Raw genomic sequence first — 25,701 nt, 5'->3', positions numbered from 1 at the left:
AGGCTAGGAGCGTGAGCGACGCTGACCTGCCCCTCTCGGCTCACGCCGATGCGAGCGACCCGATGCCGCGGCGCCCGCTGGGAAGCGGCGACGGCTGGGTCGAGGGCCCCGACGGCAGCAAGTTCTGGGGCACCTTCGGCTCGGCGGGCCTGCTGCTCGTGAACCGCGAGGTCGGCGTGCTGCTGCAGCACCGCGCGGGCTACAGCCACTTCGGCGGCACGTGGGGCATTCCCGGCGGCGCACGCCATGAGGGCGAGAGCGCTGCACAGGGCGCCATCCGCGAAGCCAACGAGGAAGCCGGCGTGCCGGCCGACGCGGTCGTGATCGACTTCGAGTCCGTCTGGGATCTCGGCTGGTGGAGCTACACGACCGTCGTCGGCCACGTCGCCGAACCGTTCACCCCCGTCATCGGCGACGCCGAGAGCATCGAGCTGCGCTGGGTGCCGGTCGATGACGTCGACAGCCTGCCCTTGCACCCGGGTCTCGAGGCATCGTGGCCGGGGCTGCGGGCGCGCATCGGGGAGTTGCTCGGGTCGCTGTAGGGCGGGATCCGGGGATGCCGGGGGATGCCGCAGCCCGCGGGTCACCAGACCAGGCTGAGCTTCTCGCCAGGGTAGATCGTCGAGTAGCCGACGTTCGCACGGTCCATCATGTCGTCGACGCTGACGCCGAAGCGCGCGGCGATGCCCCAGGTCGTGTCGCCCTTGGCGACGACGTAGCCGACGGGGTTTCCGGCGTCGTCATGGATGACGGTGCCCTCTGCGCCGGCGCGCGGACCGAGGTCGGCGCTCGGCGGCAGCGTGACCGGGTCGATCGGCGTCTCTGATGGAGACGGCGACGGCGTCGACGTCGCGGCGGGCGGTGCGCTCGAGGCGGCAGCCGGCGTGGTGGAATCCGCCTGGGGCTGGGCGGTCGGCGAGGTGCACCCGGCGACGGCCATCGTGATGCCCAGAGCCACGACCGCTACTGCCAGCCGACGACGCATGCCACGAATCTAGCCTGCCCCTAGACTGGCCGCGTCGGATCTGACGCAGAGGGGGTGCTTCCCCCGGGTGGGCGGGCTTCATCATGGAGCGCGCCCATGTCCAACCCGATTCGCCTCGTCGTCGGCACCCGTGCCCTGCACGCCGGCTTTGTCGCCGTCATCGCATCGGCACTCGCCCTGGGCATGCTGCCCCTTGCGATCATCCTCTCGCTGCGCTCCGAGTCCCTGAGCCTCGCGGCCACGGCCGCCGGTGCGTTCGGCGTGGGGAACGCGTGCGGCGTGCTGCTGCAGGGCCGGATTCTGGACAGGCACGATCCGCGCCTGGTGATCTCGCTGTCTGCGGCCGTGACCGGTGCAGGCCTCGGGATGTTCGCGGCGGCCGCACCTCTGGGCGCCGTAGCCGATCTGGTGCTGCTCTGCGTCGCAGGGCTCGGCTTCCCGGCCATCACCGCGGCTGTGCGGGCGCAGCTGCCGATCGCGCTCTCCCGGCAGCCGGAGCGCACCGCGGCGTATGCGGTCCTGTCCCTCTCCTTCCAGGGCTCGATCGCCTGCGGCCCGGTCCTCGCCGGGGTGCTCGCGCCCGTGCTGCATCCGCGCGGCGCCATCGGGGTCGCTGCGTCGCTCGTCGTCGTCTCGTTGCTGTTCTTCGCACGCTCGTCAGAGGGCGGTGCACGGATGCCGCAGCGTGCGCGCCCGCGCGCCGGATCCCTTCGGCGGGCGATCCCGTTGTTCCTCATCAGTGCGGGTGTTGCGCTTCCGGTCGGGGCGCTGTCGGTCGCCGTTCCTGCGGTGGTCGACGAGGCGTCCCACGAGTCGCTCATCGGGTGGGTGCTGGCGTGCCTGCCGATCGGAGAAGGTGTCGGCGCGCTCGTGTACGGCTCGATCCGGATGCGGGGGACGCCCCAGACTCACGTCATCGTCTCGCTGCTCCTCGTCGCGGCGGTCTACTGCGCGGGGACTCTGGTCGCCTCGGTTCCGCTGCTGCTGAGCTCCGCGATCCTGCTGGCCGGCCTGCTCTCCAGCCCGATCGCGATCGGCATCTCCACTCAGCTCGACACCCTTGTGCCGGACGCGATCAGCAGCGCATACAGCGGGGTCGTCGCGGCGAGCATTGCCGGGTCGGCAGCCGGTTCGGTCGTGGCGGGCGCGCTCGTCGGCACGTTCGGCGCGACTTCTCCCATCGGGGCCGCGGCACTCGCGTGCGCCGTCGCGGCGGGAATCGCGGCCGTCCCGCTGCGGGGAGCGCGTCGCCTCGGTTGATCTCGCCGCCCCCGCATGATTGTCCGTGCCGATCCCAGGCAATAGCGTCGTGTCATGAGCGCTGGATCGGAAGCTGCCGGAGCCACGCGCTCGTGGGCTGCGATCTGGCGCTGGCTGCGCAGCGGCAGGCGCCGCCCCGGACGCTTCGCGGTCTACTCGGGGCCGAGGCGGCCCACCCGCTGGGGCATTCCGAAGCGGGTCTGGCGGGCGCTGCGTGGCCGGCAGGTCGTCGAGCTGACGCCCATCATTTATGTCATCGTCGTGGGCGGCGGCCTCGTCATCGGAGTCGTCCTGCAGCTGACGCTCGGGGTGTGGTGGTGGGCCCGCCGCCGCGTTGCTCGTCGCCCTGTGGCTCCTCGAAGGCAGCTCGGCATTCTGGGGCGGCCGCTTCGGCAGGCATCCGTACACCCTGCGCACCGAATTGCTGGCAGCCTTCGCGCCGCGGCGCGGTGCTGTCGCCCGGCGCGCGGAGGACCGGGCAGAACTTCTGGGCTGCGGCCTGCCGTTCTTCGCGCCGGCCGAATGGACGGGCGCTTTCGCGTTCGGCGGCCGGGGTGGCAGCGGGGGAAAGCTCACCACGGTGTCCATCGTGTGCCTGCCGCCCGGGAAGGAGTGCGGGAGCGGTACCGACCTCACGATCACGACGGAGGCTGAGGCCCGCGACGAGGACGGTGTGCGATGGCACCTGTTCCGGCCGAACGAGGGTGAGGCGGTGTGGCAGCCGCTCGTGCTGCGCGTCGACGGGCGGGACCTCAGCGGTGGGGCCTCGAACACGAGGGTCGCAGCTATCGCTACGCGCGCGTCGATGACTGCTGGGTGACCGTCGAGGGCCCGGCCGAACTCGCTGCGCTGCCGCTTCGAACAATCGCCCCGGCATCCGTCGGCGGCTCGTAGTTGCCGGCTACGGCGTGTCCGCGACGGCCGCGACGGCCTCGATCTCGACCAGTTGGTTCCAGTAGCCGAGAACCGTGACGCCGAACAGCGTGCTCGGCACTTCGTGCTCGGCGAAGGCCGCCCGCACGACGTTCCAGACGGTGCCCAGGTCCTCGTTCTGCGTCGTCGCGACGAGCACCCGCGTGTAAGCGACATCTGAGAGCTCGGCACCGGCGGCACCCAGCGCGCTGAGCAGGTTCTCGATGCATTTCGCGGCCTGCCCGGCGTAGTCACCAACCGGGCCGACGGTCCCGTCGGCGTCGAGCGGGCACGCTCCGGCGAGGTGGATCAGCCGCGTTCCTGGCGCCACGGATGACGCATACGCATAACCGGGCGTCTCGGCGAGCGCATCGGACCGGATCAGGCTGACGTTGGGCACGCGATGACCCTAGCCGACGCGCGGGAGGCGGCGGTCACCGGTCGCATCCATTCAGCCCGGCGCGCTTTACCGAGAAGTGCGGGGATGTTGCCTCGACGCGATGGGCACGACATCGCCGCACTTCTCGCGTGGACGACGCGCGCTGGGAGCGGCGAACGGATGCCGGGTCAGGCGTCGGCGGTCGCGAGTTCCGTCTTCCAGCGCACCAGCGAGCGCACGGTCGAGCTCGGGTCATTCCGCAGGCGCTCCATCGCGTCCTCCGGCACGAAGTAGTTGATCGCGAGGAATCCGCGCACCTGCTCGCTCGGGTCGTCGACCAGGCCCCGCAGCACATCGCACGGCGTCGCCTCGTTGCGTGCCACGCAGCCGCGCACGCCCTCGTCCGCGTCGCGCGCCAGCTTCTCGAACAGGTCGACCGGTGTGTTGTAGCTCGAGGCCACCGCCTCGCGGATCTTCGGGTTCCGATCCGCGGCCAGCAGCCGCAGCCTGCGGATCTTGCTTTCGGTCACCGGGGGAGCGGGGTGCAGCTCGGCCACCTGCTCCGGAGTCAGCTGCGAGGGCGCGAGCCGCCGCATCTGCTCGCGCTGGGCGGGGGTGTTGAACCGGATGCACGACATGTCTTCACGGTAACCCCAGAACTCCGCCAAGGTCGGGAAGCTAGGGTCGGTCGAGCCATGGATGCCCTTCTCGCCCGCCTCGAGCCGACCTTCCGGTTCCTCGATCGCGTGGCAGGCGGCAGGCTCGCCGGCGTCATGGCCGCCCCAGAGGCAGTCGCGCACCCACGCACCCGGCGGGCGTTCGCGCGTGTCGCGTGGCTGCTCGCCCTCGAGTTCCTGCTCGGGCTCGCCGCGGTGGTGATCGCGGTCGCGATGGCGGCGCGCGGGGCATCCGTCACCCTTCCGGTATGGATGCGCACCGTTGTCGTCCTCGGCATCACGGCCACGCTGTTCTACTTCACCTGGCGCGCGTCGCGCGGCTGGTACTGGGCCTATCAGCGGCTCGTGCTGTTCACCCGCATCTTCCCGGTCGTGACGCTGGTGCTCGCCGCGATCCCGCACCTGTACCCCGCCTGGATGATCACCGAGCAGATCGTGTTCAGCCTGATCCTGCTCGGCATCGGCGCCTACCTCGGCTCAGCCCAGCTGCGCGAGGTCTTCCCCCGACCCGCGGCGGCGAAACCAGGGCACGAGCGCTGAGACGCGTGCCTGGTACCCGGCGTACTCGGGGTAGCGCTCGCGCGAGATCTGCTCGGTCATGCGCGTCGAGCCGATGAAGAGCACCGTGAGCAGGGCGGGGCCGATGACCGTCCACTGCCACAGCGACCCGGCCGCGACGCACCCGAAGAAGAACAGCAGCCACCACTGCGACTGCTCGAAGAAGAAGTTGGGGTGGCGTGAGAACCGGAACAGCCCGGTCTGCAGGAAGCGCGGGCGGGGGTCGCGGCCGGCGGCGCGCTCGGACTTCTTCCACTGCTGGAAGTTCCATTGCTGCTGATCGGCGACCGTCTCGCCGACGAGCGCGGCGAGGAACGCGGCGGCGAGAATCCAGTCAAGGGCGTTGAGTGCAGACGGATGCCGCCACGCCGTGTATGCCGGAAGCGAGATCAACAGCAGCAGAACGTTCTGGTAGCACACGATGAAGAGCAGGTTGAAGACCTCGAACAGCGGCCGGGGCATCCGTGCCCTCAGAATCGCCCAGCGGTAGTCCTCGCCCCCGCGCGCATAGCCGCCCTTGCGCGCGAAATTGAAGGTGAGACGGATGCCCCACAGGGTCACGAGCCCCGCCATGAGCAGCAGCCGCGGGTTGTCCAAGCCCGCCTCAGCGGCGAAGACCCAGACGTACACGACCGGCACGATCGACCAGATCCGGTCGACCCATGAGTGCTCGCGGGTGATCAGCGAAAGCACCCAGGTGAGCGCGCAGACGCCGATCAGAATCCAGAAATCCACGTGAAGAGGGGCCACGTGAGTCATCGTAGGCGCGTGTTTGCCCGGTTCCCCGCCGTGACCTTTCCGATACGCTAATCACACGAAGGAGGACGATGGTGGCCGACGAGAACCCCCTGCGCGAACCGGCGAAAGCCAACGAAGCGACGACTGCGCGCTTCGGTGAGGAGTTCGCCCAGGCCATGAACGTCGACGGCACCGGGGTGACCGCCGACGAGCTCGAGGCCATCAACGCGCTGCCGTCGGGCTCTGCGCTGCTCATCGTGCGCCGCGGGCCCAACACGGGCGCGCGCTTCCTGCTCGACGCCGACACGACCGTCGCGGGCCGCCACCCCGACGCCGACATCTTCCTCGACGACGTCACCGTCTCTCGGCGTCACGCCGAGTTCACCCGGCACGGCACCCTCTTCGAGGTCCGCGATCTCGGCTCTCTCAACGGCACCTACTACGACGGCGTGCGCATCGAGTCGGCCCTGCTGGTCGACGGCGCCGAAGTGCAGATCGGAAAGTACCGCTTCACGTTCTACGCGTCGCGCGCCGACCTGGGCAAGAAGTAGTGGCGCGCACCGCGGCCCAGGCGAAAGACGCCGGGCCGGTACTTCTGAGCATCGGTCAGGTGCTCGCGAAGCTCACCCCTGAGCACCCCGAGCTCACCCCGTCGAAGCTGCGCTTCCTCGAAGAGCAGGGGCTCGTCTCGCCCGCCCGCACGCCGTCGGGCTACCGCAAGTTCTCGGCAGAAGACCTCGAGCGGCTCAAGCTCGTGCTCTCCATGCAGCGCGACCACTATCTGCCGCTCAAGGTGATCCGCGACTACCTTGCCGACCTCGATGCGGGGCTCAGGCCGCTGCTGCCGGGCGGCGCCGGACCGACTCGGCCCAACATGCTGTCGACGGCTCGCCGCTTCACCCGCGACGAGCTGCTGCGCGAGTCCGGGGCGACGCCTCAGCTGCTCGCCGACGCCGTGAGCGCGTCGCTGATCCAGCCGTCCGAGCTCTTCGGCGAGGATGCCCTGCAGGTGCTCACCGCGCTTGTGGGGCTCGCCGCGCGGGGCATCGGGCCGCGTCACCTGCGCACGGTGCGCGCCGCCGTCGAGCGCGAGCTCGGGCTCATCGAGAGCGCCGTGGCGCCGCTCGCCCACCGCCGCGACGCGTCCGGCCGCGCGAAGACCGCCGACACCGCGCAAGACATCGCCAGGCAGCTGGACGTCGTGCGACGTACGCTGCTGCAGGCAGGGCTCGACAGACTGACGCCCTAAACCTCAACTTGAGGGTGAAACTCGCGACACGCCGGAGCCAGGTGGCCGATGTGATTGCCCGGCCTCCCGGTGCTGAGTACCGTTTACTCAGTGCTCCACCCCACACGAAAGGTACGCGCATGAGCGAAGCCGCAGGCCCCGAAGGGCGCCTCGATCTGCAGTACCTCTTCACCGATGGCCTGCCCGACATGGCCGACGAAGTGGGGTACAAGGGGGCGGTCGCGGCGAAGGCGGCGGGCATCAGCTATCGCCAGCTCGACTACTGGGCCCGCACCGAGCTGGTCGAGCCGACCGTGCGCGGGGCATCCGGCTCGGGCTCGCAGCGGCTCTACGGCTTCCGCGACATCCTCGTGCTCAAGCTCGTCAAGCGCCTGCTCGACACCGGCATCTCGCTGCAGCAGATCCGCGTCGCGGTGAATCAGCTGCGCGAGTCGGGCGTCACCGACCTCGCCGAGACCACGCTCATGAGCGACGGTGCATCGGTCTACCTGTGCACCTCGAACGATGAGGTCATCGACCTCGTCAGCCAGGGCCAGGGCGTCTTCGGCATCGCCGTCGGCCGCGTGCTGCGTGAAGTCGAGGCGAGCCTCGTCGAGATCGACCCTGTCGAGGCGGCGGACCCCGCCGACGAGCTCGCCGCGCGCCGGGCGGCGCGCAAGCAGGTTTCGTAGCGCTCTCCGCGCTACAGCTACGGGAACGCGCGCGCGTCACGCCTGTAGCGGATTCCCGTAGCTGTAGCGCAACGCGGCTGCGGGGCTCTTCGGCCGTGCGGAACGGTCGGTCTCCGGCCTATGCCTCGGCGACGTCGGGGCGGCCGAGGCCGCGCGGCGCGGGGGTCTCGGCGCCCTCCTGCGCGTACTCGCCGAGCCGGGCCGTGCGCATCACGCGTTCGAGCAGCAGATCGAAGTTGTGCGCCATCTCCTGAGCGGACTCGCCCGGCCACACGTGCAGCGGCTTCGCCGCACCCTGGGCCTGCTGCAGCGAGGTGCGCTCGGGCAGCTGCGGCGAGAGCACGAGCGGACCGAACATGTCGCGCAGCTCCTTGATGCGGAACTGGTGCTCGAGGGACTGCACGCGGGCGCGGTTCACGATGATGCCGAGCGGCTGCAGGCGCGGCGCGAGACCGCGGCGGATCTCTTCGACGGCCCGCAGCGCGCGGTCTGCCGCGGCGACCGAGAACAGCCCGGGCTCGGTGACGACGGCGACGCGATCGGATGCCGCCCAGGCCGTGCGCGTCAGGGCGTTGAGACTCGGCGCGCAGTCGATCAGCGTGAGGTCGTACTCGTGCTCGAGGTGCACCAGCGCGTCCTCGAGCTTCCACAGATCCTTGACCGACGGATGCGGGCCGTCGAAGTTGATGGCGGAGGGCGAGCCGATCATGACGTCGACCTTGCCGGGACGGCCCCGGGTCCAGCCGCTGGGGGCGATCGCCGCGCGGACGATCTTCTCCTTCGGGCTGGCGAGGACATCGGCCACATTGAGGTGGCCCGCGACCGAGATGTCCATGCCGGTCGAGACGTCGGACTGAGGGTCGAGGTCGATCACCAGGGTGCGCAGACCCTTGGCGAACGCCGCCGACGCAAGTCCCAGGGTCACCGTGGTCTTGCCGACACCGCCCTTGAGGGAACTGACGCTGAGTACGTGCACGCCTAGAAACTTACCGTCAGTGGTTCGGAGGAACCTAACCGTTCCCTGCGTACGGCGAGGCTCCGCAGACGCCGCCCCGCCTAAGCCGCTCGATTCGTCAGGATGACGGTCGCGCCCGCACCGAACATGAAGCCGACGCCCTGTACGAAGCTCGTCTTCACGTCGGGCACCTGTACGACGGCTTCGCCGCGTAGCTGTCTGACCGCTTCTTGGATGGCGAACATGCCGTACATGCCGGAGTGCGTGTAGGAGAGGCCGCCGCCCTGGGTGTTGATCGGCAGGTCGCCGCCGGGCCGTGTGTGGCCTTCTTTGTAGAAGGCGGCGGACTCGCCCTTCCCGACGAAGCCGGTGTCTTCGAGCATGTAGAGCGGCAGGTGGGCGAAGGCGTCGTAGAACATGACGTGGTCGATGTCGTCGTGGCTGAGCTCTGCGGTCTGGAAGGCCTCCTGCGCGCCGCGGCGGAAGGGGCCGAAGCTGTCGAGCTCGTCCATCTGCGAGACGATCACGCTCTCGGTGCCCTCACCCGAGCCGAGCAGGTAGACCGCGCGGACGGCGGAGGGCAGGTCGCGGGCGCGCTCGGCGCTCGTGACGACGAGCGCGCCGCCGGCATCCGTGACCACACAGCACATGTCGCGGGTGAAGGGGTAGGCGACGGGGGGAGCGGCGAGCACGCCCTCGACGTCGATGGGGTCGCGCCTCAGTGCGCGCTCGTTCGGGATCGCCCACAGCCGCTGCGAGACGACCACCTCGGCGAGATCCTCACGGGTGAAGCCCCGCTCTTTGAGGAAGGCGAGCACCGGGGTGGTGAAGCTGGAGTACGGCGCGAGCGCCCCGAACGGCTGCTCGAACTGCCCGGCAGGGGAGGACGGCGCTCCGGCATAGGCCGGCGTGCCGACGTGGGAGCGGCCGGACTCGCCATGGGTGATGAGCACGACGCTCGCGGCGCCGGCGGCGATCGCGGCAGCGGCGTGGCGCACCAGCGCGATGAAGCTGCAGCCGCCGATCATGGTGCCGTCGACCCAGCGCGGGCGGATGCCGAGCTGGTCCGCGACCTCGATGGGCGTGGGCCCCGCGGTGGCGACACCGTCGATCTCAGACTTGTCGATGCCGGCATCCGCGATCGCCCGCCTGGCCGCGTTCGTGTGCAGATGGATCATCGACACATCGGGCAGCGCACCGATGCGATCGGTCTCCGAAGCACCGACGATGGCGATGTTGCCGCCGTGCATGCTCGTGGCGGTCATCGCGCGACCTCCTCGTCCGGCGTGAAGAGCGGCAGGAACTGGTCCCCACGCGGCTCGAAGGTGACCCGCAGGCGAAGGCCGAGTGGGAGTTTCTCCGGCACGGGTTCGACGCCGACGATGTTCGACATCATGCGGACTCCTTCGTCCAGCTCGACGAGCGCGATGACCTGCGGCTGCTCGGTCTTGAACATCGGCAGGGGGCGGTAGTTGATGTTGTACGACGCCAGCGTCGCCTTGCCGCTGACGGTCTGCCATGCGACGTCGTCGGAGTCGCACCGCGGGCAGAACGGGCGCGGATAGAAATAGAACTTCTCGCAGGAGTTGCACCTTTGTATACGCAACTGCCCTTCTTTGGTTCCTTCCCAGAACGGCATTGTCTCGGGCGTCGGCACGGGAACAGGTCCATCTGACACAGCAGCACCTTTCGATGTTCGATCGAGTTGACCTCAATGTATACATTTGTGAAGCGCGTGTGTAGCCTCGTCTTGACACGGCCGATCATCCCGGCGGCCGCACACAAGGGAGTGTTCAGAAATGGGTGTACTTGACGGTCGCGTCGCGATCATCACCGGAGGCGGCAACGGCATCGGGGCCGCGATCTCGAGGTACTTCTCGCGTGAGGGCGCCTCGCTGGTCATCAACGATCTCGGCACGCGCCCCGACGGCACGGGCGGCGACGAGGGGCCGGCGCACCGGGTCGCGGACGAGATCACCTCGGGCGGCGGGCAGGCGGTCGCCGACGGCGGCGACATCGCCGATGCGGCGACCGGCGAGCGGCTCGTGAAGACGGCCGTCGACACCTACGGCAAGCTCGACATCGTCGTCAACGTCGCCGGCATCCTGCGCGACCGGATGATCTTCAACCTGGACGAGAAGGACTGGGACGCGGTCATCCGCGTCCACCTGCGCGGGCACTACTCGACGGTGCGCCCCGCGTCGGCTTACTGGCGCGAGCAGCGCAACCCCGACGGCCACTACCGTGTCATCAACTTCACCTCGGCCTCCGGCCTGCACGGCTCGCCCGGCCAGCCGAACTACGCCGCGGCCAAGATGGGCATCGTCGGCCTCACGTACTCGCTGGCGCAGGGGCTCGCCCGCTACGGCGTGACCGCGAATGCGATCGCCCCCGGTGCCGCCACGCGGCTCACCGCGACCGTGCCGGACTCGCAGCGGATCGGCTCGACCGACAACGGCGACGACGACCCGCAGCGCTCGCCCAACAACATCGCACCCCTCGCCGCCTACCTCGCGAGCGAGCGCAGCGACTGGCTGAGCAGCCGCGTGCTCTCGGCGTCGGGCTACCACGTCGGGCTCTACAACAACCCCGAGGAGATCGCGGCGCTGGACGGCACCGAGCCGTGGTCGTTCGACAACCTCGCGTCCTCGATCGAGTCGGAGTTCCAGCCGAAAGCAGACGGTCTTCCCTACTCGATGTTCGCCTCCCAGGTAGCGCACGCCGCGGCGAAGTAGCCGTCTGCAGCACCGCCCGTTTCGGGGCCCACCGCGTCGTCGCGGTGGGCCCCAACGTGCTTAAAGAAGGCAATCTGTATACCTGAAATCCCCAAGTTCGACGTAATTACGCCAATTCTGGCCTATTTGTATACACAAAGCAGATCGCGGAGTACAGTCTCTCGAAAAGTCGGCCCCTCCGACAGATTGCGAGAGTGTTCAATGGCGAACCGGAATCCCGTCTCCTGGATGTGGAGGCGCGAACTCGGGGCATACCCCAAAGGCCTGCTGCGGTGGTGGCTGCTGTTCCTCGTGGTGGCCTCCAACATCTGCCTGACGTCGCTCGGGCTGATTCTGAGCCCGATCTCGCCCCTGCTGCTGGGGCAGATGCACATGTCGACCGCCTTCTACTCGTATCTGCTCGTCGTCGCGGGCCTCGTGGGCGCGCTGACGGGCTATTTCAGCGCCCTCTCCGACCGGATCGGCCGTTCGAACCTGCTCGTCTACGGCGCCCTCGCTGCCGGCCTCATCGCCTTCTTCGGCGTGCCGAGCGCGACGACCAAGTGGGAGTTCGCCGTCTGGTACTGCGTGATGGGCTTCGCCGACGGCATCGCGATCGCGACGAGTGCGACCCTGATGCGCGATCTCACGCCGCAGACCGGGCGGGCGACCGCGATGGGCGTGAACACTCTCGGCACCGGGGTCGGTGCGCTCGGGGTGAGCTTCTTCGCCTCGGTCCTCCTGGCGCACACGACCGACTGGAGGGTGATGCTCCACCTGACCGGCGGCGTGTGCCTCGCGGCCTTCGTCGTGCTGTTCGTCTTCATGAGAGAGCTGCCCGCGCATCTGCGGGCCCAGGTCGTCGTGGTGGCCGAGGACGAGAAGGTCATCGAGAAGGTCACCCAGGTCAACGACCTCAGCAAGGTCATCGAGGTGACGGTGCGCACGTCGAGCTGGCGCGACGTCATCACCTTGCGGCTGCTCTCCGCGAACGCCGCCATGATGCTGTATCTCGTCATCTTCGTGACCGCGAGCGGATTCCTGATCCTCTACAACACCGAGATCCAGCACCTGTCCCTCGCACAGGCGAACAGCCTCGGCGCCTTGTTCTGGCTGGCGAACTGCGTCGCGCTCGTCGGCTTCGGCCTGATCTCCGACTGGCTCACGGTGCGCAAGCCGATCATGTTCGCCGGTGCGATCATCGTGGTCGTCTCGCTGATCTTCGTGATGACCGCGCACGACGCCTCGTACTGGCGGCTGGCCGTTCCGATGATCTGCTGGTCGATCGGGATGGGCGGCGGGTTCTCGCCCTGGTACGCCGCGTACAGCGAGGATGCCGAGGCGCGCAACCCGGCGCTGGTCGGCACCGCGTTCGCGGTCTTCGGCGTCGTGAACCGCTTCTCGAGCGTCATCGCGGGGCTCATCATCCCCGTGGCGATCGGCACGCCCATCGCCACCGAGGCCGGGTGGCGCGTCTGGTTCATCGCGTGCATGGCCATGATGCTGGCGTTCATCCCGCTGTGCGCGTACGGCCTGGGCGGCTACTACAGCCCGCGCAAGTCGCGCGCGGCCATGCGCGAGCGCTCGGCTGCGGCGCGGCAACGGGCCGCCGAGGCCGCCGCGCTGTATACCTCAGCGACGTGATCTGAGACGATTTCGCCGAATATCTCGTTTTCTGTATACAGAGACGGCCTTTCGGGAGTACAGTCCCAGCCAAGCCGGACCACGGATCTCGCCGGGTGGCGGATCGGTTCCGCGGACGATGTCGTCCGCTGGAGAATCCCGGACCCGCAATACGAAGGGCAGCGCGGCCCCGAGTCGCTTCCTTCGCCGATACCCCGATCCCTTTTCGCAGAGATAGGTAGCTACGCAATGACGAGTACTGCTATCACCCCGCCGGCCCCGGTCGGAGCCGTCGAACGCCGTCTCCAGAAGATCCACATGCAGCCGGTCACGGCCGTGGCCATCGTGGCCGCGCTCATCGTGCTGGTCGGCGACAGCCAATCGCTCGCCCTCATCCCGCTGGTCGGCACGATGGCCGCCGAATACCACCTCACGGCCGCCCAGTCGCCGCTGGTCCTGTCGATCCTGAGCATCGTGGGCGCCGGCGCCGTCCCCGTCCTCACGCGCGTCGCTGAGCGCATCAGCCTCCGCGGCTTCCTCATCATCGGCCTCGGAATCGCCACGGTCGGCAACCTGTTGTGCGCGGTGGCTCCCGGGTTCACGCTGCTGCTGATCGGGCGGCTCCTGCTCGGCCTCAGCGCAGCCGCCCCGATCTCGATCGCCCTGATGCGCGAGAAGTCGCGCGATGTGCACGGCACCAACCGCGGCATGGGGCTCATCACGGCGGCGATCGGCCTCGGTGTCGCGATCTCGTTCCTGATGGGCGGCACGGTGCTTGCGCTCAACGGCAGCGTCAGCGTCGTCTTCTGGATCATGGCGCTGCTCGCCGCGATCTCGCTCATCGGCGCCTGGATCCTCGTGCCCGACTTCAAACTCGAGGCGAAGGAGCACATCGACTACGCAGGTGCGGTCCTGCTGATCATCGGGCTCACGGCCATCGCGGTCGGCATCAGCTACGGCGCCGACTGGGGCTGGACATCCGCAGGGACGCTCGGTGTGCTCATCGGCGGCGCGGTCGTGATGGCGATCTGGGTGTGGGTCGAGCTGTCGGTCAAGGAGCCGCTCATCGACCTGCGCATCACCTTCAAGCAGACCACGGTTCCCGCCTACTTCTCCGCAGGCATCTATTCGGCGCTCGCGATCCTGTCGAACCTGGCCGTCACGACCTTCGCCCAGATCCCCGCCGAGGAGCTCAAGGCCTTCGGTCCGCTCGCCTACGGCCTCACCGACTGGGGGCACACGGTGCTGGAATCCGCCATGTTCCTCATGCCCACCGCGTTCTTCGTGCTCTTCGGCGGATTCATCATGGGGCCGATCATGACGAAGCTGGGGCTCAAGCAGACGATGGTCTTCGGTGCCCTGCTCACCATCATCGGCTTCGCGTTTCTCGCGATGTGGCACTCGACCTGGTGGGCGAACATGCTCGGCATGGCGATCTGGGGCTTCGCCTTCGCGCTCGGTTACTCGGCCGCCAACGCCGCGTACCTGCACGCCGCGAAGGACAAGGAGGCCTCGCTGTTCTCCGCTGCGGGCACCATGGTGTTCGCGAGCATCGGCTCCTTCGGCGCCGTGGTGTTCTCCGCCGTGCTCGCCGGCAACCTGCTGATCCACCAGCTGCCCGCCGAGGCGGCCGCCGCCGCGCTGAAGGCCAGCCCCGCGCTGGGCTCCCTGCCGTCTGCGGGCGCCTTCACCTGGTCGTGGATCGTCTGCGCCATCGGCGGCGGCATCCTGCTCGTGCTGGCCATCGTGCACAAGAACGCCGAGTATCAGGGCGGTCTCACCGAGGAGCTGATGCTCGCCTCCAGTGAGGTGACCGGCGCTCCCGAGAAGGAGATCATCGTCGAGGACTGACGCAGTAATAAAGGAAGGGCCCCGGATCGCTCCGGGGCCCTTCCTTTCTGCGTGTTCAGATGCCGAGCGCCTGCGCCAGCCTCTCAGAGCGCTCTGCCGGGGTGCCCAGCACGAGCCGCACCGTCGCGGCCTGCTTCTGATACAGGTGTGCGTCGTGATCCCAGGTGAAGCCGATGCCGCCGAGTGTCTGCACGAGGCGGATGGCGCCCTCCAGAGCGATGCCCTGCAGCTTGCTCAGGGCCGTGAGGCCGGCGACGACGAAGTCCTCCGGGTCCTCATCGGCCGCCGTCGTGGCCTGACGCAGGATCGACAGTGCGAGCTCGTCCTCCATCGCAAGCTCCGCCAGGGGGAACTTGACGCCCTGGAACGAGCCGATGGGACGGCCGAACTGGAAGCGGTCCTTCGCATACTGCACGGCGATCTCGAGCGTCTTCGCGAAGCCGCCGTACAGGTTCGCGGCGATGACGGTCGACGCGACCGCGTCGGCGTAGGCGAGCAGCTCGCCGAAGTCGGCGGTGGCGACCTTGCGCGCCGGCGCATTCGCGAAGGCGACCGAGGCGGCCGAGGTCGAGCGGTCGAGGGTGTCGAGCTTGGTCACCTCGACGCCGTCGCCGGCCTCCACGTAATACAGCCCCTGCGTGCCGCCTTCTGTCGCAAGCACCAGGAACGCCTGCGCGGCCACCCCGTCGAGCACGAAGCTCTTGGTGCCGCTCACGGCGCCGCCGCTGACCGTGACCGAAGGAGCGGCGGGGATCCACCCGCCGTTGCCTTCGGCGAAGGCCGGGACGACGAGCAGCGAGCCGTCGGCGATCTTCGGCAGCACCTCGTCGGCCAGCGCCCCGTCGCCGCTCTTCGCGATGACGGCGGTCGCGATCGCGAGGCCGCGATACGGTGTCGGCGAGATGTGCGCGCCGAGCGCCTGCAGCACGATGGACGCCTCCGAGAGTCCGAGTCCGAGGCCGTCGTGGTCCTCCGAGACCAGGATGCCGGGCACACCGAGCTCCACCAGCGCTTTCCACAGCTTGTCGTCGAACGGCGCGCCGGCCTCCTGCACCTCCCGGACGCGCTTGGTGTCGCCTGCGCTGTCGAGCACGTCATCGACGGCCGACTTGAAATCGAGTTGCTCCTCAGTGAGCGTGAGTGCCATGTCTTGTCTTCCTTATTGATCGAGAGAGAGATCGAGGGATGCCTGAGCCGCGCTACGCGCCCTGGCGGATCTGCGTGAACGGGATGCCGCGGTCGACCTGCGGGTCCTTCTCGAGCCCGAGCACGCGCTCGCCGATGATCCCCTTCTGGACCTCCATGGTTCCGCCGGCCGTCCAGGAGGACGCGCTGCCGGCGAACATGGCCGTGATGCCGGGGTAGAGCCCGTCGCCCTCGGGCGTGAAGCCGCTCCATGAGACGAGGGCGGTGCCGAGGATCTCGCTGACCAGCTCGGCGGTGCGGCGGTTGGCCTGCGCTCCCGCGAGCTTCGCGATCGAGCCGCGGGCGTTGAGCGCGATGCCGGCGGCGGCCTCCGCGCGCATGCGCAGTGACAGCAGGCTCGTGCCCTGCTCGAGCACGTACAGCTCGGCGAGCGCGGCGCGCACGCCCGGCTCGTCGGTGCGGCCGAGCTTCTTGGCTGCGGCGAGCACATTGTCGAAGGCATACGGCCCCTCGCTCCGGGTCGAGCCGGTGCCGATCGAGATGCGCTCGAAGCGCAGCATCGCCACGGCGGCGTCCCAGCCCTTGCCGAGCTCGCTGAGGCGGTCCTCCTCCGGCACGAAGACGTTGTCGAAGAAGATCAGGTTGAACGGCTTCTCGCCGGTCGCGACGCGCAGCGGGTTGACCTGCACGCCCTCTGCCTTCATGTCGATGAGGAACATCGTGAGGCCCTGGTGCTTCGGCACGTCCCAGTCAGTGCGGGCGACGATGACGCCGCGCTCGCAGTACTGGGCGCTCGTGGTCCACACCTTGGAGCCGGTGATGCGCCAGCCGCCGTCGACCTTCTCTGCCTTCGTGCGCAGGCCGGCGACGTCGGACCCGGCGCTCGGCTCCGAGAACAGCTGGCACCACAGGTCGTCGCCGCGCCACAGGCGGGGGAGGTACTTGGCCTTCTGCTCCTCGGTGCCGAGCAGGTTGATGATGGGGCCGCACATGCCGTGGCTCACGCTGTACGTCATGCGGGGTACGGCGAAGTCGGCGGCCGCGCGCTCCCACGCCTGCCGCTCTGGCTCACCGAGGCCCTGACCGCCGTACTCCTCGGGCTGCGTCAGCGCCGCGAAGCCGGCATCGAAGATCTTGGCCTGAAGGGCCCTCTCGTAGGCGACGAGCTCCTCGCCGCGGGTGCGGCGGACGGCGCCAGCGCGCTCGACGTTGGCCTCCAGCCAGGCGCGGGCCCGCGCCTCGAAGCCTGCGGCCGAGGTGTCGCTCTCGGCCTCTGCAGTGATAGTCATTGGGAATCCCTCTACATCGGGTGCCGGACACCTGCAGACATCGGTGTCTGCAGACCTGTATTGCACATTAGCCCGCGACACCGTGGGTGTATACAGCACCATCGACAAATCCGGCGATCGCTGGCAAGATTCCCCGCAAGCGCGCATAGTTTGTATACCCAGACGGAAAGTGCAGGGCCTGATGTCAACGACGACACCGTTGCGGCCACCCGTGCGTCGGCGGCCCGCATTCCTGGAGTCACTGCGCGTGCCGGTCGTGGCCGCCCCGATGCTGATCGTGTCCGGCCCTGAGCTCGTGGTGGCCGCCTGCCGCGCCGGCGTCCTCGGCGCGTTCCCGACCGCCAACCCGCGCGGCGACGGCGAGCTGGAGCGCTGGCTCGTGCGGATCGAGCGAGAGTTGAATGAGGCGAGGGATGCCGGGGAATCCGTCGCCCCGTATGTGCCGAACCTCATCGTGCACCCCTCCAACGTCCGCCTCGCGGCGGACGTCGAGGCCATCGTGCGCCACCGCCCGGCGGCCGTCATCACGAGCGTCGGCTCGCCGGCGCACGTGCTGCCCGCTCTCAAGGACGCCGGCATCGAGGTGTGGTCGGACGTCGCGAACGTGCACCACGCCCAGCGCGCCATCGAGGCGGGCGTCGACGGACTCGTGCTCTTGACCGGTGGCGCGGGCGGCCAGACCGGCTTCGCGAATCCGTTCGCCTTCGTGCGTGCCGTGCGCGCGATGTTCGACGGGGTCGTCATCGTCTCCGGCGGCCAGTCCGATGGCTGGGCGCTGTGGGCGGCGCGGGCGCTGGGCTGCGACCTCGGCTACATGGGCACGCGGTTCATCGCGGCGGCCGAGTCGAACGCCGACGAGCGCTACCGCGACATGATCGTCGCCAGCGAGCTCGACGACATCCACCTCACCAACGCCTTCACCGGTCTGCAGACGAACATGCTCACGAAGTCCCTGCTCGCCAACGGCCTCGATCTCGGCGAGCTCGGCATCGCGAAGCGCGACTTCTCCATGGAGGCGCTCTCGGGCACGTCAGACGCCGGGCAGAGCGCGCCGAAGCGCTGCGGACTACGGCGCGACGGTGGTGCGCTCCGAGACGATCACGCGACCCGATGTGCTGCGCTTCGCCCCGCCGTTCAAGGGCGAGCCGGGCCCCGACTCCGCGCAGTTCTGGGCCGACTACAACTCATCGAAGCTGGGGCTCGGGCTGAACCTCGCCGCACCAGGCGGCCGCGAAGTGGGCCTGGCGCTCGCCGAATGGGCCGACGTCGTCATCGAGGCGTTCACCCCCGGCGTGATGGCCCGGTTCGGCCTCGCCTACGAGGACCTCGTCGCCGTGCACCCCGACCTCATCATGCTGTCCACCTGCATGAACGGGCAGGACGGTCCGCGCGCCACCTTCGCGGGCTACGGCACGGTCATGGCGCCGATGTCGGGGTTCAGCAATCTGACGGGGTGGCCCGACCGGGCACCCAGCACGCCCTATGGCGCGTACACCGACTTCGTCTGCCAGCGCATCTGCGCGACCGCGCTCATCGCCGCGATCGACCATCACCGGCGCACGGGCGAGGGGCAGCACCTCGACGTGGCCCAGTACGAGGGAGCGCTGCAGTTCCTCGCGCCGTGGCTGCTCGACGTCGAGCTGAACGGCCGCCTCGCCGAGCGCGACGGGAACCGCTCGCCGTGGGCGGCCCCGCACGGCGTCTTCCGCTGCCTCGACGGCGCATGGCCGGAGGGCGGGGGAGAGGGTGTGCGGGAGCGCTGGGTCGCGATCGCCGCCGAGACCGAAGGGCAGTGGGACGCGCTGCGCGCGGCGATACGGATGCCGGAGCTCGACGACCCCCGCTTCGCGAGCCTCGCCGCCCGCAAAGCCAATGAAGACGAGCTTGAGACGATCGTCGCCGCGTTCACCGCGACCAGGACCCGCGAGGAGGTCGTCGCGCTGCTGCAGCCCGATGTCGTCGCCGCGCCCGTGAACGATCCGTACGACCTGCTCGAGGACCCGCAGCTGCTGCACCGCGGCTACCTCGTGGAGCTCGAGCACACTGTGATGGGCCCCGTGCGCTATCAGGGGCCGGAGGCGACGCTGTCGGCGACGCCCATGACGCTGAGCAAGGCGGCGCCGGCGCTCGGCGAGGACACGCGCCACGTGCTGGGCGAGCTGCTCGGCTACTCGGAGTCGGAGATCGACGAGCTCGTCGCGGCCGGCACGGTGGAGGTGTTCGCTCCGTAGCGGCGGGCGTGCGGCGTGAAGACGCCGGAGACCCGCCCGGCGGCGAGGCCGCGCAGGAAGGACTCGGGGCCGTCGAAGTCCGGCATCACGACGCGGGCGGCGCCGACGCCCTGCGGGTCGTGCGCGTCGGAGCCGGCCGCCTGGGGAAGGCCGAGCTCCTCGGCGAGCTGCCGTGCCTGCTCGTTGTAGAGCTGGTGCTCGATCTTCGCGTTGAAGCCCTCGATGACGTCGATGAGGCCTTCCGCGTGCAGCTCCCTGATCGTGTCGGCGCGCATGCCGAGCCGCTCGGGGTCGAGCGGATGCGGCACATAGACGAGGCCGCCCTGCTCTCTGATCAGCTGGATCACCTCGCGGGGCTGCAGCACATAGGGAATGCGCTCGGTGAGGAACAGCCCGATGATCTCGCCCTTCGGCGTCCTGATCTCCTCGCCGATGACGACCCGCGCGCCGATCCCCGCACCGAGCGCCTCGTAGCCGCCGTCGACGGCGTGATGGTCGGTGATGCAGACCACGTCGAGCCCCGCCCTGCTCACCGCTTCCCCCAGCTGGTCGACGCGGAGCACGGAGTCGCCGGAGTGCACGGTGTGCACGTGGCAGTCGACCGCCACGAGCCGTTCGGCGGCGGCATCCGACTCAGACATCGTTGAGCTCTTCTGCCGCGGTCACGTCAGCGCGCAACGAGGCCCGGCGCGGCGCGCAGCGGCTCGAGCGCGGCCGCCCAGTCCGCGTCGCTCACCGAGCCCGGCTTGCTGACGCCGACGCGATCGGCCCAACGCCGATGCAGCTCGAACAGCGCCGCGGGCAGCCGAGCGGGCTCGGCGGTGACGGCGAACGCGTCGACCACTTCGTCGGGCACGATCCGGGCCATCTGCTGCCACTTGTCCTTCGCACCGCTCACCGACAGCTCGTGCAGCCGGTCGCCGAGCTCGCCCCAGCCGTGCACCTCGAGCACGCCGCGATAGGTGGGCGTGCTGCCGTAGAAGGAGATCTGGGCGCGCACCCGCTCGCGCTGCTCGGCCATCTCCTGCTCGGTGCTGCCGGTGATGGTGAAGCCCCCCGCGGTGACCTCGATCTCGGGGCGGGAGCGGCCGGCGCGGGCGAGACCGCGGGCGATGGCCGGTTCGAGCACCTGCGCCATGTACTCGGGCGTCCAGAATCCGTGCAGCAGGATGCCGTCGCTCACCTCTGCGGCGACCTCGGTCATCTTCGGGCCGACCGCCGCGATCCACACCTGCGGCGGGTTCGGCGCCGTCACCGGGGGAGTGAAGTTCGGGGTCATCAGCGTGTGCCGGTAGTGCCGGCCCTCGAAGTCGAGCCGCTCGCCTGTGCGCCAGCTGCTCCAGATCGCGCGCAGCGCGAGCACGTATTCGCGCATCCGCTCGGCGGGCGCCGACCACGGCATCGAGAACCGCCTGGTGATGTGCGCGCTCACCTGGCTGCCGAGGCCGAGCTTGAGCCGGCCGCCGCTCAACTCGTTCAGATCATGGGCTGTGTATGCAAGTGTCATCGGGCTGCGCGCGAACGCGACGGCGATCTTCGTGCCGATGTCGAGGCCGAGCTCGGGGTCGGCGATGCGGGAGAGCGCGACGAACGGGTCGTGCTGCACCTCGGCGGTGAAGGCTCCGTCATAGCCCAGGCCGCGGAGTTCGGTCGCAGTGGCGACCGCCTCGTTCGGGGTGATTCCGAGAAATCCGTCGATCTTCATCGTGCTCCCTCCGGGGCGGTGCCGCCCGCCGGGCGTTCGTCGTCGAACCGCCCTCGCACGGGCCAGTGTATACAACGCGATCGGCGATGGATAGCATGGCCGCGTGCAGTCCCTCCGTCTTCCGGTGGTCGCGGCGCCCATGCTGATCGTCTCCGGCCCCGAGCTCGTGATCGCCGCCTGTCGCGCCGGCGTCCTCGGGGCGTTCCCGCTCGGCAACCCGCGCGGAGAGGGCGAGCTCGACGCCTGGCTCGAGCGGATCGAGCGCGAGCTGGCCGAGGCGGCGGATGCCGGGGAATCCGTCGCCCCCTACGTGCCCAACCTCGTCGTGCACCCGTCGAACACCCAGCTGCCCGCTCAGCTCGAGGCCGTCGTGGCGCACGCGCCGGAGATCGTCATCACGAGCGTCGGCTCGCCGAAGAACGTGGTGCCCGCCCTGCACGACGCGGGCGCCCAGGTCTGGGCCGATGTCGCCACCGTGCACCACGCCGAGCGCGCACTCGAAGCCGGCGTGGACGGCCTCGTGCTGCTCGGCGCCGGTGCGGGCGGCCACACCGGCTGGGCGAATCCGTTCGCCTTCGTGCGCGCGGTGCGGGAGCGCTTCGACGGCACCCTCGTGCTGGCCGGGGGAGTGAGCGACGGCGCCTCGATCCTCGCGGCCGAGGCGCTCGGCTGCGACCTCTGCTACCTCGGCACGCGCTTCATCGCGAGCGCCGAGTCACGCGCGCAGCCCGCGTACAAGCAGATGATCGTCGACAGCGAGCTCGACGACATCCAACTGACCGACGTGTTCTCCGGAATGAACGTCAGCATGATGCGGAAGTCGCTCGTCGCCAACGGGCTCGACCCGCGCGACTTCGGCGTGCAGGGCGCCTCGGGCGGCCCGCTCTACGCCGAGCGGAACCCCGGCGGCCCGCGCGAGTGGCGCGACATCTGGAGCGCGGGTCACTCGGCGTCCGGCATCCACGACGTCGCCCCTGTGGCCGAGATCGTCGACCGGCTCGAGCGCGAATATCACGCGGCGCGCGCCGCCCTGCGAGAGCGTCTGCGGTGAGCGACGTCGAGGTCGACGAGCGGGCGGGCGGCGTGCGCGTCCTCCGGCTCAACCGGCCCGAGCGGCTCAACGCGATCGGCGGCACCATCGCCGCGGACTTCGCCGAGGCGCTGCGCGCGGCGGATGCCGACCCTGAGGTGCGCGTCATCGTCATCATCGGCGCGGGGCGGGCATTCAGCGCGGGTGCCGATCTGCAGGAATCGGCCGACCGGCGCGCCGACGGCGATGAGGCGGAGGCCCCGAGTCATATCCGCGGCGTCGAGCAGATGCGCCGCCTGCACGCGCAGTGGTCCGGCGCCGTGTTCGCGATGCAGAAGCCGACGGTCGCGCTCGTGAACGGGCCGGCGGCGGGCGCCGGCTTCGGCATGGCGCTCGCCTGCGACTTCCGCATCGCGGCCGAGTCCGCGATCTTCGTCTCGGCTTTCGCGCGCATCGGGCTCTCCGGCGACAACGGCGCCACCTGGGGGCTGGCGCGCATCGTCGGCCGTGCCCGCGCGCTCGAGATCCTCATGCTGTCGCCGCGGCTCAGCGCCCGCGAGGCGCTCGAGCTCGGCATCGTGCGGTCGGTCGTGCCCGACGACGAGCTGGAGACGGAGGGCCTCGCTTTCGCCGAGCGGCTCGCCGCCGGCCCCGTCGAGGCCTTCGCCGTGATGAAGCGCAACCTCGAGTTCGCGGAGACCGCGGGCTACGCTGCGACCCTCGACCGGGAGGCCGAGGGCATCTCGGTGCTGCGCATGGTCGGCGAGAACGCCACGGCCATCGCGGCGTTCCTCGAGAAGCGCGAGCCCGACTTCAGGCCAACGCGTACAGAACGGGCGCCTCGCCCGATCGCGTGACGACGCCGTCTTCGACGAGGTAGACGAGGTGTGCGGTCGTCTCGGCCACCGCCGACCAGTGCTGCATCGGGTTGAGGCCGTCCCAGCCGTGCGCCCAGGTGAGGCCGCGCGCGAGATCCCAGGCCGAGCTCGCCGCGCGCTCGAGGTGCCCCAGGATCTCGTCGAGGCGCGCCCGATGGTGCTCGCGCAGCTCGGCGACGCGCTCGGGCAGACCGCGGAACCTCCACTGGTGGGCCGGCAGCACCTCGTGGTCGATGTCGCCGATCTTCGCGAGCGAGTCGAGGAACGCACGCAGCGGCGACGTCGCCGAATGCGGGTGGAGTCCGACGTTCGGGCTGATCCGGGGCAGCACGTGGTCGCCCGTGAGGATCACTCCGTCCTCGTCGTCCACGAAGCACAGGTGGCCCGGCGTGTGGCCGGGGGTGAGCAGGGCGCGGACGCGCCTGCCCGGCAGCGGCACGAGGTCGCCGTCGCGCAGCCGGAGCGCGGGCACGGGCATCCGTTCGAAGATCCGGTTGCCGTCCCGGCTGCGGAAGGTGCGCATGCCGTCGCCCTCTGGCACGCCCGCGGCGGCCAGCTGGGCGGCGAAGGCCGCCTGGTCGGCATCCGCCGCCGACGTCTGGTGCGCCGCGAGCGAGTCCGCCTCGACCTCGCTCATGCCGATCCAGGCGCTGGGGGCCGCAGCGGTGACGAAATGGGTCAGGCCGTGGTGGTCGGGATGCACGTGGGTGATCAGGATGCCGGACAGCTCGTCGAACCCGACGCCGATCTCGGCGAGGCCCGCCGTCAGGGCATCGAAGCCCTCGGCTGAGTCCCAGCCCGGGTCGACGATGACGCTCTCGCCGTCGCCCCTCAGGACGTAGCAGATCGTGTAGCGCATCGGATTCCCCGCGAACGGGATCGGGATCGACCAGATGCCCTCGCGGACGCGTTCGACGGGCGGGAAGGTCCGCCGGTACCACGCCGCGTGCAGCGCCTCAGAGGTCACTTCGAGCGGCTGCACGGGCAGCGGCGCCTCCTGGGTCATCGGTCTCCCTCCGTCGTGGCGAACTCCGGCGGCCGCCCCTCGCGGAAGGCGGCGACGCCTTCCGCGCGATCCCGCAGGGCGCCGGCCTTCGCCTGCCAGTCTGCATCGGCGCGCCGCGCGGCCGCCATGTCGACACCGCACAGCGCGATGATCTGCTTCTCCGCGCGCAGCGAGGACTGCGACAGCCGCGTCATCCGCGCGGCGAGCTCGTGGGCGCGCGCGTGGAGCTCTGCGGCGGGAACGACCTCGCCGACCAGCCCGAGCCGTAGCGCCTCGTTCGCGTCCACGCTCTCGGCGGTGAGCAGCAGCCGCTTCGCCGCGGCGGCCCCGGTCAGGGCGACGAGCCGCTCGAGGCTGCCGACGGGGTAGAGGATGCCGAGCTTCGCCGGCGGCACGGCGAAGCGCGCGCGGTCGCTCGCGATGCGCAGGTCGCACGCGGCCGCGAGGCCGATGCCGCCGCCCACGCACGAGCCGTCGATCGCAGCGATCACGGGCTTCGAGAATGCGGCGAGGGCGTCTTCGCCCCTGCTGACGAGGCCGCCGTCCGGCAGCGCGGGGTCGAACAGAATGCGGTCGAGCGCGGTGATCTCGGCGCCGCTCGAGAAGTGCTCGCCCGCGCCCCTGACCACCAGCACGAGGACGTCGTCCTCCGCTTCGAGGGCGGCGAGCAGCTCGGGCAGCCGGATCCACATCTCGGGGCTGAGCGCGTTCCGCCTCTCAGGGTTGTCGATGATGAGCTCGGCGACGTGGTCGCGCAGCTCGAGGCGCAGCTCAGGCATCGACGGGCGCGGCGGACGCCGGGGTGAGGAACTCCGCGGCGGCGGGGGAGCGGACGAAGTCGAGGTGCATCTGCGTCTGTGCGAGCGCGGAGCGCAAATAGAAGTCGCGCAGCTGGGCGAAGCCGGCCGTCCAATGCAGCCGTGAGGCGAGCTGCCACACGGTCGCCTCAGGGGAGTCGACGACAGCGGCAGCGACCTCGCGGGAGCGGCGCAGCTGGTGCTCGCCCGTGGTCCGGCAGCGGCTCGCCACCTCGGTGAAGCGGAACTCGTGGCCGGGGCACGCCTCGTAGTCGTCGTGCTCCTCGAGCGTGCGCAGCGAGCGCAGGTAGTCGCCCACAGGGTTGCTCACCGTTCCGCCGAGGCCGATGCCCGGGTGGATCGTGGGGAGCAGGGCGTCCCCGGTGAACACCAGCTCGCTCTCATCATCGACGAGCGACATGCTGCCCGGGGTGTGCCCCGGCGTGTCGACCACGCGCAGCCGTCGGCCGGCGATGGGCAGCTCGCCGCCGCCGTCGACCAGCACGTCGGCGCGGATCGGGGCGACCGGATGCCCCGCCGTGCTCGGCACGGCCAGCAGCTCGGCTCTGCGCTCGGCCGGAACGCCCCATTCGTCGAGCAGCTGCGCGTCGAGCGGGGTGCCGAGCTCGTCGGCATGGTCGATGGCCCACTGCTCTCGCCTGTGCAGAACAAGGGATGCACCGGATTCCGCGCGCAGGCGGGCGGCGAGACCGAGGTGGTCCGTGTGCAGATGGGTCACAACGATCGAGGCCAGCTCGCTTACCGCGTGCCCGGTGCGCGCGATGCCGTCGGCCACGGCGTCATAGCCCGCGTCGTGGCCGAGTCCCGGGTCGATGAGGTGGAGGGCGCCGTCGCCGCCCTCGATGAGGTAGCAGAGCGTGGAGGTCAGACCGTTGCTCTGACCGGGCATCGGATTCGGAATCGACCACACCCCGTCGCGCAGCTGCTCGACGGGCGGAACCGCGCCCAGCTCGAACGCGGCGTACTGGGCGGGGCTGGTAGCTCGCATCCTCTGAGTGTATACAGCTTCGCGGGCTGTTCGAGAGG

The 25,701-nt window shown here is 69.9% G+C and carries 27 protein-coding genes and 1 pseudogene; 14 read left to right on the top strand and 14 right to left on the bottom strand.

Annotation, left to right across the window (positions count from 1 at the left end):
• Positions 1-11 precede the first annotated feature (11 nt).
• Positions 12-542: an NUDIX domain-containing protein gene (locus ABD708_RS08120; protein ID WP_344753133.1), complete on the top strand. Its 531-nt coding sequence runs from the start codon at positions 12-14 to the stop codon at positions 540-542.
• 41 nt (positions 543-583) lie between these two features.
• Here the strand turns inward: ABD708_RS08120 and ABD708_RS08115 are convergent, their stop codons facing one another.
• On the bottom strand, positions 584-985 hold the full coding sequence (locus ABD708_RS08115; RefSeq protein ID WP_344753131.1) for a LysM peptidoglycan-binding domain-containing protein: 402 nt from the start codon (positions 983-985) through the stop codon (positions 584-586).
• Between the two features lie 96 nt (positions 986-1,081).
• On the opposite strand from ABD708_RS08115, the gene ABD708_RS08110 reads away from it, so the two are divergent.
• Positions 1,082-2,245: an MFS transporter gene (locus ABD708_RS08110; RefSeq protein WP_344753129.1), complete on the top strand. Its 1,164-nt coding sequence runs from the start codon at positions 1,082-1,084 to the stop codon at positions 2,243-2,245.
• 334 nt (positions 2,246-2,579) lie between these two features.
• Positions 2,580-3,065: a hypothetical protein gene (locus tag ABD708_RS08105; protein ID WP_344753127.1), complete on the top strand. Its 486-nt coding sequence runs from the start codon at positions 2,580-2,582 to the stop codon at positions 3,063-3,065.
• A gap of 81 nt (positions 3,066-3,146) precedes the next feature.
• Here ABD708_RS08105 and ABD708_RS08100 read toward each other — a convergent pair whose 3' ends face one another.
• Entirely contained in the window at positions 3,147-3,557 is a 411-nt protein-coding gene (locus ABD708_RS08100; protein ID WP_344753125.1) for a RidA family protein, read from the bottom strand.
• A 167-nt stretch (positions 3,558-3,724) separates the two neighbouring features.
• On the bottom strand, positions 3,725-4,174 hold the full coding sequence (locus tag ABD708_RS08095) for a hypothetical protein (protein ID WP_344753123.1): 450 nt from the start codon (positions 4,172-4,174) through the stop codon (positions 3,725-3,727).
• A gap of 57 nt (positions 4,175-4,231) precedes the next feature.
• Here ABD708_RS08095 and ABD708_RS08090 point away from each other — a divergent pair, with 57 nt between their 5' ends.
• Positions 4,232-4,753 (top strand): hypothetical protein, encoded by a 522-nt coding sequence (locus ABD708_RS08090; RefSeq protein WP_344753122.1) that lies wholly within the window; start codon positions 4,232-4,234, stop codon positions 4,751-4,753.
• On the opposite strand, the gene ABD708_RS08085 is transcribed toward ABD708_RS08090, so the two are convergent.
• Entirely contained in the window at positions 4,691-5,530 is an 840-nt protein-coding gene (locus tag ABD708_RS08085; protein ID WP_425553257.1) for a DUF1295 domain-containing protein, read from the bottom strand. The genes ABD708_RS08090 and ABD708_RS08085 overlap by 63 nt on opposite strands.
• Positions 5,531-5,598: 68 nt before the next feature.
• Here ABD708_RS08085 and ABD708_RS08080 point away from each other — a divergent pair, with 68 nt between their 5' ends.
• From ABD708_RS08080 to ABD708_RS08070, 3 genes are all read left to right on the top strand, one after another.
• The gene (locus ABD708_RS08080) at positions 5,599-6,060 is read left to right on the top strand and encodes an FHA domain-containing protein (protein ID WP_425553256.1); all 462 of its coding nucleotides are present in this window, start codon (positions 5,599-5,601) and stop codon (positions 6,058-6,060) included.
• Positions 6,060-6,758, top strand: a complete 699-nt coding sequence (gene ftsR, locus ABD708_RS08075) for a transcriptional regulator FtsR (protein WP_344753116.1) — start codon at positions 6,060-6,062, stop codon at positions 6,756-6,758. Before ABD708_RS08080 ends, ftsR begins: the two co-directional genes overlap by 1 nt.
• A 119-nt stretch (positions 6,759-6,877) precedes the next feature.
• Complete coding sequence (locus ABD708_RS08070) at positions 6,878-7,429, top strand: MerR family transcriptional regulator (protein WP_344753114.1); 552 nt, start codon at positions 6,878-6,880, stop codon at positions 7,427-7,429.
• 118 nt (positions 7,430-7,547) lie between these two features.
• Here ABD708_RS08070 and ABD708_RS08065 read toward each other — a convergent pair whose 3' ends face one another.
• The 3 genes from ABD708_RS08065 to ABD708_RS08055 all read right to left on the bottom strand — a co-directional run bounded on the left by ABD708_RS08065 (position 7,548) and on the right by ABD708_RS08055 (position 10,062).
• Positions 7,548-8,405, bottom strand: coding sequence for a ParA family protein (locus ABD708_RS08065; RefSeq protein ID WP_344753112.1), 858 nt, complete (start codon positions 8,403-8,405; stop codon positions 7,548-7,550).
• An 80-nt stretch (positions 8,406-8,485) separates the two neighbouring features.
• Positions 8,486-9,649, bottom strand: a complete 1,164-nt coding sequence (locus ABD708_RS08060) for a thiolase C-terminal domain-containing protein (protein WP_344753110.1) — start codon at positions 9,647-9,649, stop codon at positions 8,486-8,488.
• The gene (locus ABD708_RS08055; RefSeq protein ID WP_344753108.1) at positions 9,646-10,062 is read right to left on the bottom strand and encodes a Zn-ribbon domain-containing OB-fold protein; all 417 of its coding nucleotides are present in this window, start codon (positions 10,060-10,062) and stop codon (positions 9,646-9,648) included. Before ABD708_RS08055 ends, ABD708_RS08060 begins: the two co-directional genes overlap by 4 nt.
• Before the next feature lie 121 nt (positions 10,063-10,183).
• On the opposite strand from ABD708_RS08055, the gene ABD708_RS08050 reads away from it, so the two are divergent.
• From ABD708_RS08050 to ABD708_RS08040, 3 genes are all read left to right on the top strand, one after another.
• Positions 10,184-11,119 carry an SDR family NAD(P)-dependent oxidoreductase gene (locus ABD708_RS08050; protein ID WP_344753106.1) on the top strand — a complete coding sequence of 312 codons (936 nt, stop codon included), beginning with the start codon at positions 10,184-10,186 and terminating at the stop codon, positions 11,117-11,119.
• A 201-nt stretch (positions 11,120-11,320) separates the two neighbouring features.
• Entirely contained in the window at positions 11,321-12,742 is a 1,422-nt protein-coding gene (locus ABD708_RS08045) for an MFS transporter (protein ID WP_344753104.1), read from the top strand.
• Positions 12,743-12,970: 228 nt separating this feature from the next.
• Positions 12,971-14,572 (top strand): MFS transporter, encoded by a 1,602-nt coding sequence (locus tag ABD708_RS08040; RefSeq protein WP_344753102.1) that lies wholly within the window; start codon positions 12,971-12,973, stop codon positions 14,570-14,572.
• Between the two features lie 55 nt (positions 14,573-14,627).
• Here ABD708_RS08040 and ABD708_RS08035 read toward each other — a convergent pair whose 3' ends face one another.
• Entirely contained in the window at positions 14,628-15,719 is a 1,092-nt protein-coding gene (locus ABD708_RS08035; protein ID WP_344753100.1) for an acyl-CoA dehydrogenase family protein, read from the bottom strand.
• Positions 15,720-15,771: 52 nt separating this feature from the next.
• Positions 15,772-17,007, bottom strand: coding sequence for an acyl-CoA dehydrogenase family protein (locus tag ABD708_RS08030; RefSeq protein ID WP_344753098.1), 1,236 nt, complete (start codon positions 17,005-17,007; stop codon positions 15,772-15,774).
• A 181-nt stretch (positions 17,008-17,188) separates the two neighbouring features.
• Between ABD708_RS08030 and ABD708_RS19455 the strand changes: the two are divergent.
• Both ABD708_RS19455 and ABD708_RS08020 read left to right on the top strand, forming a co-directional pair.
• Positions 17,189-17,899: pseudogene (locus ABD708_RS19455) on the top strand (NAD(P)H-dependent flavin oxidoreductase); the annotation flags it as partial.
• 79 nt (positions 17,900-17,978) lie between these two features.
• Positions 17,979-19,238 carry a CaiB/BaiF CoA transferase family protein gene (locus ABD708_RS08020; protein WP_344753393.1) on the top strand — a complete coding sequence of 420 codons (1,260 nt, stop codon included), beginning with the start codon at positions 17,979-17,981 and terminating at the stop codon, positions 19,236-19,238.
• Here ABD708_RS08020 and ABD708_RS08015 read toward each other — a convergent pair.
• On the bottom strand, positions 19,175-19,879 hold the full coding sequence (locus ABD708_RS08015) for a PHP-associated domain-containing protein (protein ID WP_344753094.1): 705 nt from the start codon (positions 19,877-19,879) through the stop codon (positions 19,175-19,177). The genes ABD708_RS08020 and ABD708_RS08015 overlap by 64 nt on opposite strands.
• A 26-nt stretch (positions 19,880-19,905) precedes the next feature.
• Positions 19,906-20,943 carry a TIGR03617 family F420-dependent LLM class oxidoreductase gene (locus ABD708_RS08010; protein ID WP_344753092.1) on the bottom strand — a complete coding sequence of 346 codons (1,038 nt, stop codon included), beginning with the start codon at positions 20,941-20,943 and terminating at the stop codon, positions 19,906-19,908.
• Positions 20,944-21,046: 103 nt separating this feature from the next.
• Between ABD708_RS08010 and ABD708_RS08005 the strand changes: the two genes are divergently transcribed.
• Entirely contained in the window at positions 21,047-21,994 is a 948-nt protein-coding gene (locus tag ABD708_RS08005) for an NAD(P)H-dependent flavin oxidoreductase (RefSeq protein ID WP_344753090.1), read from the top strand.
• On the top strand, positions 21,991-22,830 hold the full coding sequence (locus ABD708_RS08000) for an enoyl-CoA hydratase-related protein (protein WP_344753088.1): 840 nt from the start codon (positions 21,991-21,993) through the stop codon (positions 22,828-22,830). The genes ABD708_RS08005 and ABD708_RS08000 overlap by 4 nt, the downstream gene beginning before the upstream one ends.
• On the opposite strand, the gene ABD708_RS07995 is transcribed toward ABD708_RS08000, so the two are convergent.
• From ABD708_RS07995 to ABD708_RS07985, 3 genes are read right to left on the bottom strand one after another with little or no spacing between them, the layout of a single operon-like run.
• Positions 22,787-23,857 carry an MBL fold metallo-hydrolase gene (locus ABD708_RS07995; protein ID WP_344753086.1) on the bottom strand — a complete coding sequence of 357 codons (1,071 nt, stop codon included), beginning with the start codon at positions 23,855-23,857 and terminating at the stop codon, positions 22,787-22,789. The genes ABD708_RS08000 and ABD708_RS07995 overlap by 44 nt on opposite strands.
• A complete protein-coding gene (locus ABD708_RS07990; protein ID WP_344753084.1) occupies positions 23,854-24,636 on the bottom strand; it encodes an enoyl-CoA hydratase/isomerase family protein in 783 nt (260 codons plus the stop codon). The genes ABD708_RS07995 and ABD708_RS07990 overlap by 4 nt, the downstream gene beginning before the upstream one ends.
• Entirely contained in the window at positions 24,629-25,663 is a 1,035-nt protein-coding gene (locus ABD708_RS07985) for an MBL fold metallo-hydrolase (RefSeq protein WP_344753081.1), read from the bottom strand. Before ABD708_RS07985 ends, ABD708_RS07990 begins: the two co-directional genes overlap by 8 nt.
• Between the last annotated feature and the right edge of the window lie 38 nt (positions 25,664-25,701).

The organism is Gryllotalpicola koreensis, from assembly GCF_039538185.1.
Classification (GTDB): domain Bacteria; phylum Actinomycetota; class Actinomycetes; order Actinomycetales; family Microbacteriaceae; genus Gryllotalpicola; species Gryllotalpicola koreensis.
The sequence above is the reverse complement of the archived record's forward strand: the minus strand, read 5'-3'. Positions and strand labels throughout refer to the sequence as shown.

Bases quoted from the DNA above. Each gene is read 5' to 3' on its own strand.
- ABD708_RS08050 (WP_344753106.1), top strand. From the start codon at position 10,184: ATGGGTGTACTTGACGGTCGCGTCGCGATCATCACCGGAGGCGGCAAC.
- ABD708_RS07995 (WP_344753086.1), bottom strand. From the start codon at position 23,857: ATGACCCAGGAGGCGCCGCTGCCCGTGCAGCCGCTCGAAGTGACCTCT.
- ABD708_RS08030 (WP_344753098.1), bottom strand. From the start codon at position 17,007: ATGACTATCACTGCAGAGGCCGAGAGCGACACCTCGGCCGCAGGCTTC.
- ABD708_RS08035 (WP_344753100.1), bottom strand. From the start codon at position 15,719: ATGGCACTCACGCTCACTGAGGAGCAACTCGATTTCAAGTCGGCCGTC.
- ABD708_RS08060 (WP_344753110.1), bottom strand. From the start codon at position 9,649: ATGACCGCCACGAGCATGCACGGCGGCAACATCGCCATCGTCGGTGCT.
- ABD708_RS08115 (WP_344753131.1), bottom strand. From the start codon at position 985: ATGCGTCGTCGGCTGGCAGTAGCGGTCGTGGCTCTGGGCATCACGATG.
- ABD708_RS08070 (WP_344753114.1), top strand. From the start codon at position 6,878: ATGAGCGAAGCCGCAGGCCCCGAAGGGCGCCTCGATCTGCAGTACCTC.
- ABD708_RS08110 (WP_344753129.1), top strand. From the start codon at position 1,082: ATGTCCAACCCGATTCGCCTCGTCGTCGGCACCCGTGCCCTGCACGCC.
- ABD708_RS08045 (WP_344753104.1), top strand. From the start codon at position 11,321: ATGGCGAACCGGAATCCCGTCTCCTGGATGTGGAGGCGCGAACTCGGG.
- ABD708_RS08010 (WP_344753092.1), bottom strand. From the start codon at position 20,943: ATGAAGATCGACGGATTTCTCGGAATCACCCCGAACGAGGCGGTCGCC.
- ABD708_RS07985 (WP_344753081.1), bottom strand. From the start codon at position 25,663: ATGCGAGCTACCAGCCCCGCCCAGTACGCCGCGTTCGAGCTGGGCGCG.
- ABD708_RS07990 (WP_344753084.1), bottom strand. From the start codon at position 24,636: ATGCCTGAGCTGCGCCTCGAGCTGCGCGACCACGTCGCCGAGCTCATC.
- ABD708_RS08095 (WP_344753123.1), bottom strand. From the start codon at position 4,174: ATGTCGTGCATCCGGTTCAACACCCCCGCCCAGCGCGAGCAGATGCGG.
- ABD708_RS08080 (WP_425553256.1), top strand. From the start codon at position 5,599: ATGGTGGCCGACGAGAACCCCCTGCGCGAACCGGCGAAAGCCAACGAA.
- ABD708_RS08090 (WP_344753122.1), top strand. From the start codon at position 4,232: ATGGATGCCCTTCTCGCCCGCCTCGAGCCGACCTTCCGGTTCCTCGAT.
- ABD708_RS08085 (WP_425553257.1), bottom strand. From the start codon at position 5,530: ATGACTCACGTGGCCCCTCTTCACGTGGATTTCTGGATTCTGATCGGC.
- ABD708_RS08015 (WP_344753094.1), bottom strand. From the start codon at position 19,879: ATGTCTGAGTCGGATGCCGCCGCCGAACGGCTCGTGGCGGTCGACTGC.
- ABD708_RS08040 (WP_344753102.1), top strand. From the start codon at position 12,971: ATGACGAGTACTGCTATCACCCCGCCGGCCCCGGTCGGAGCCGTCGAA.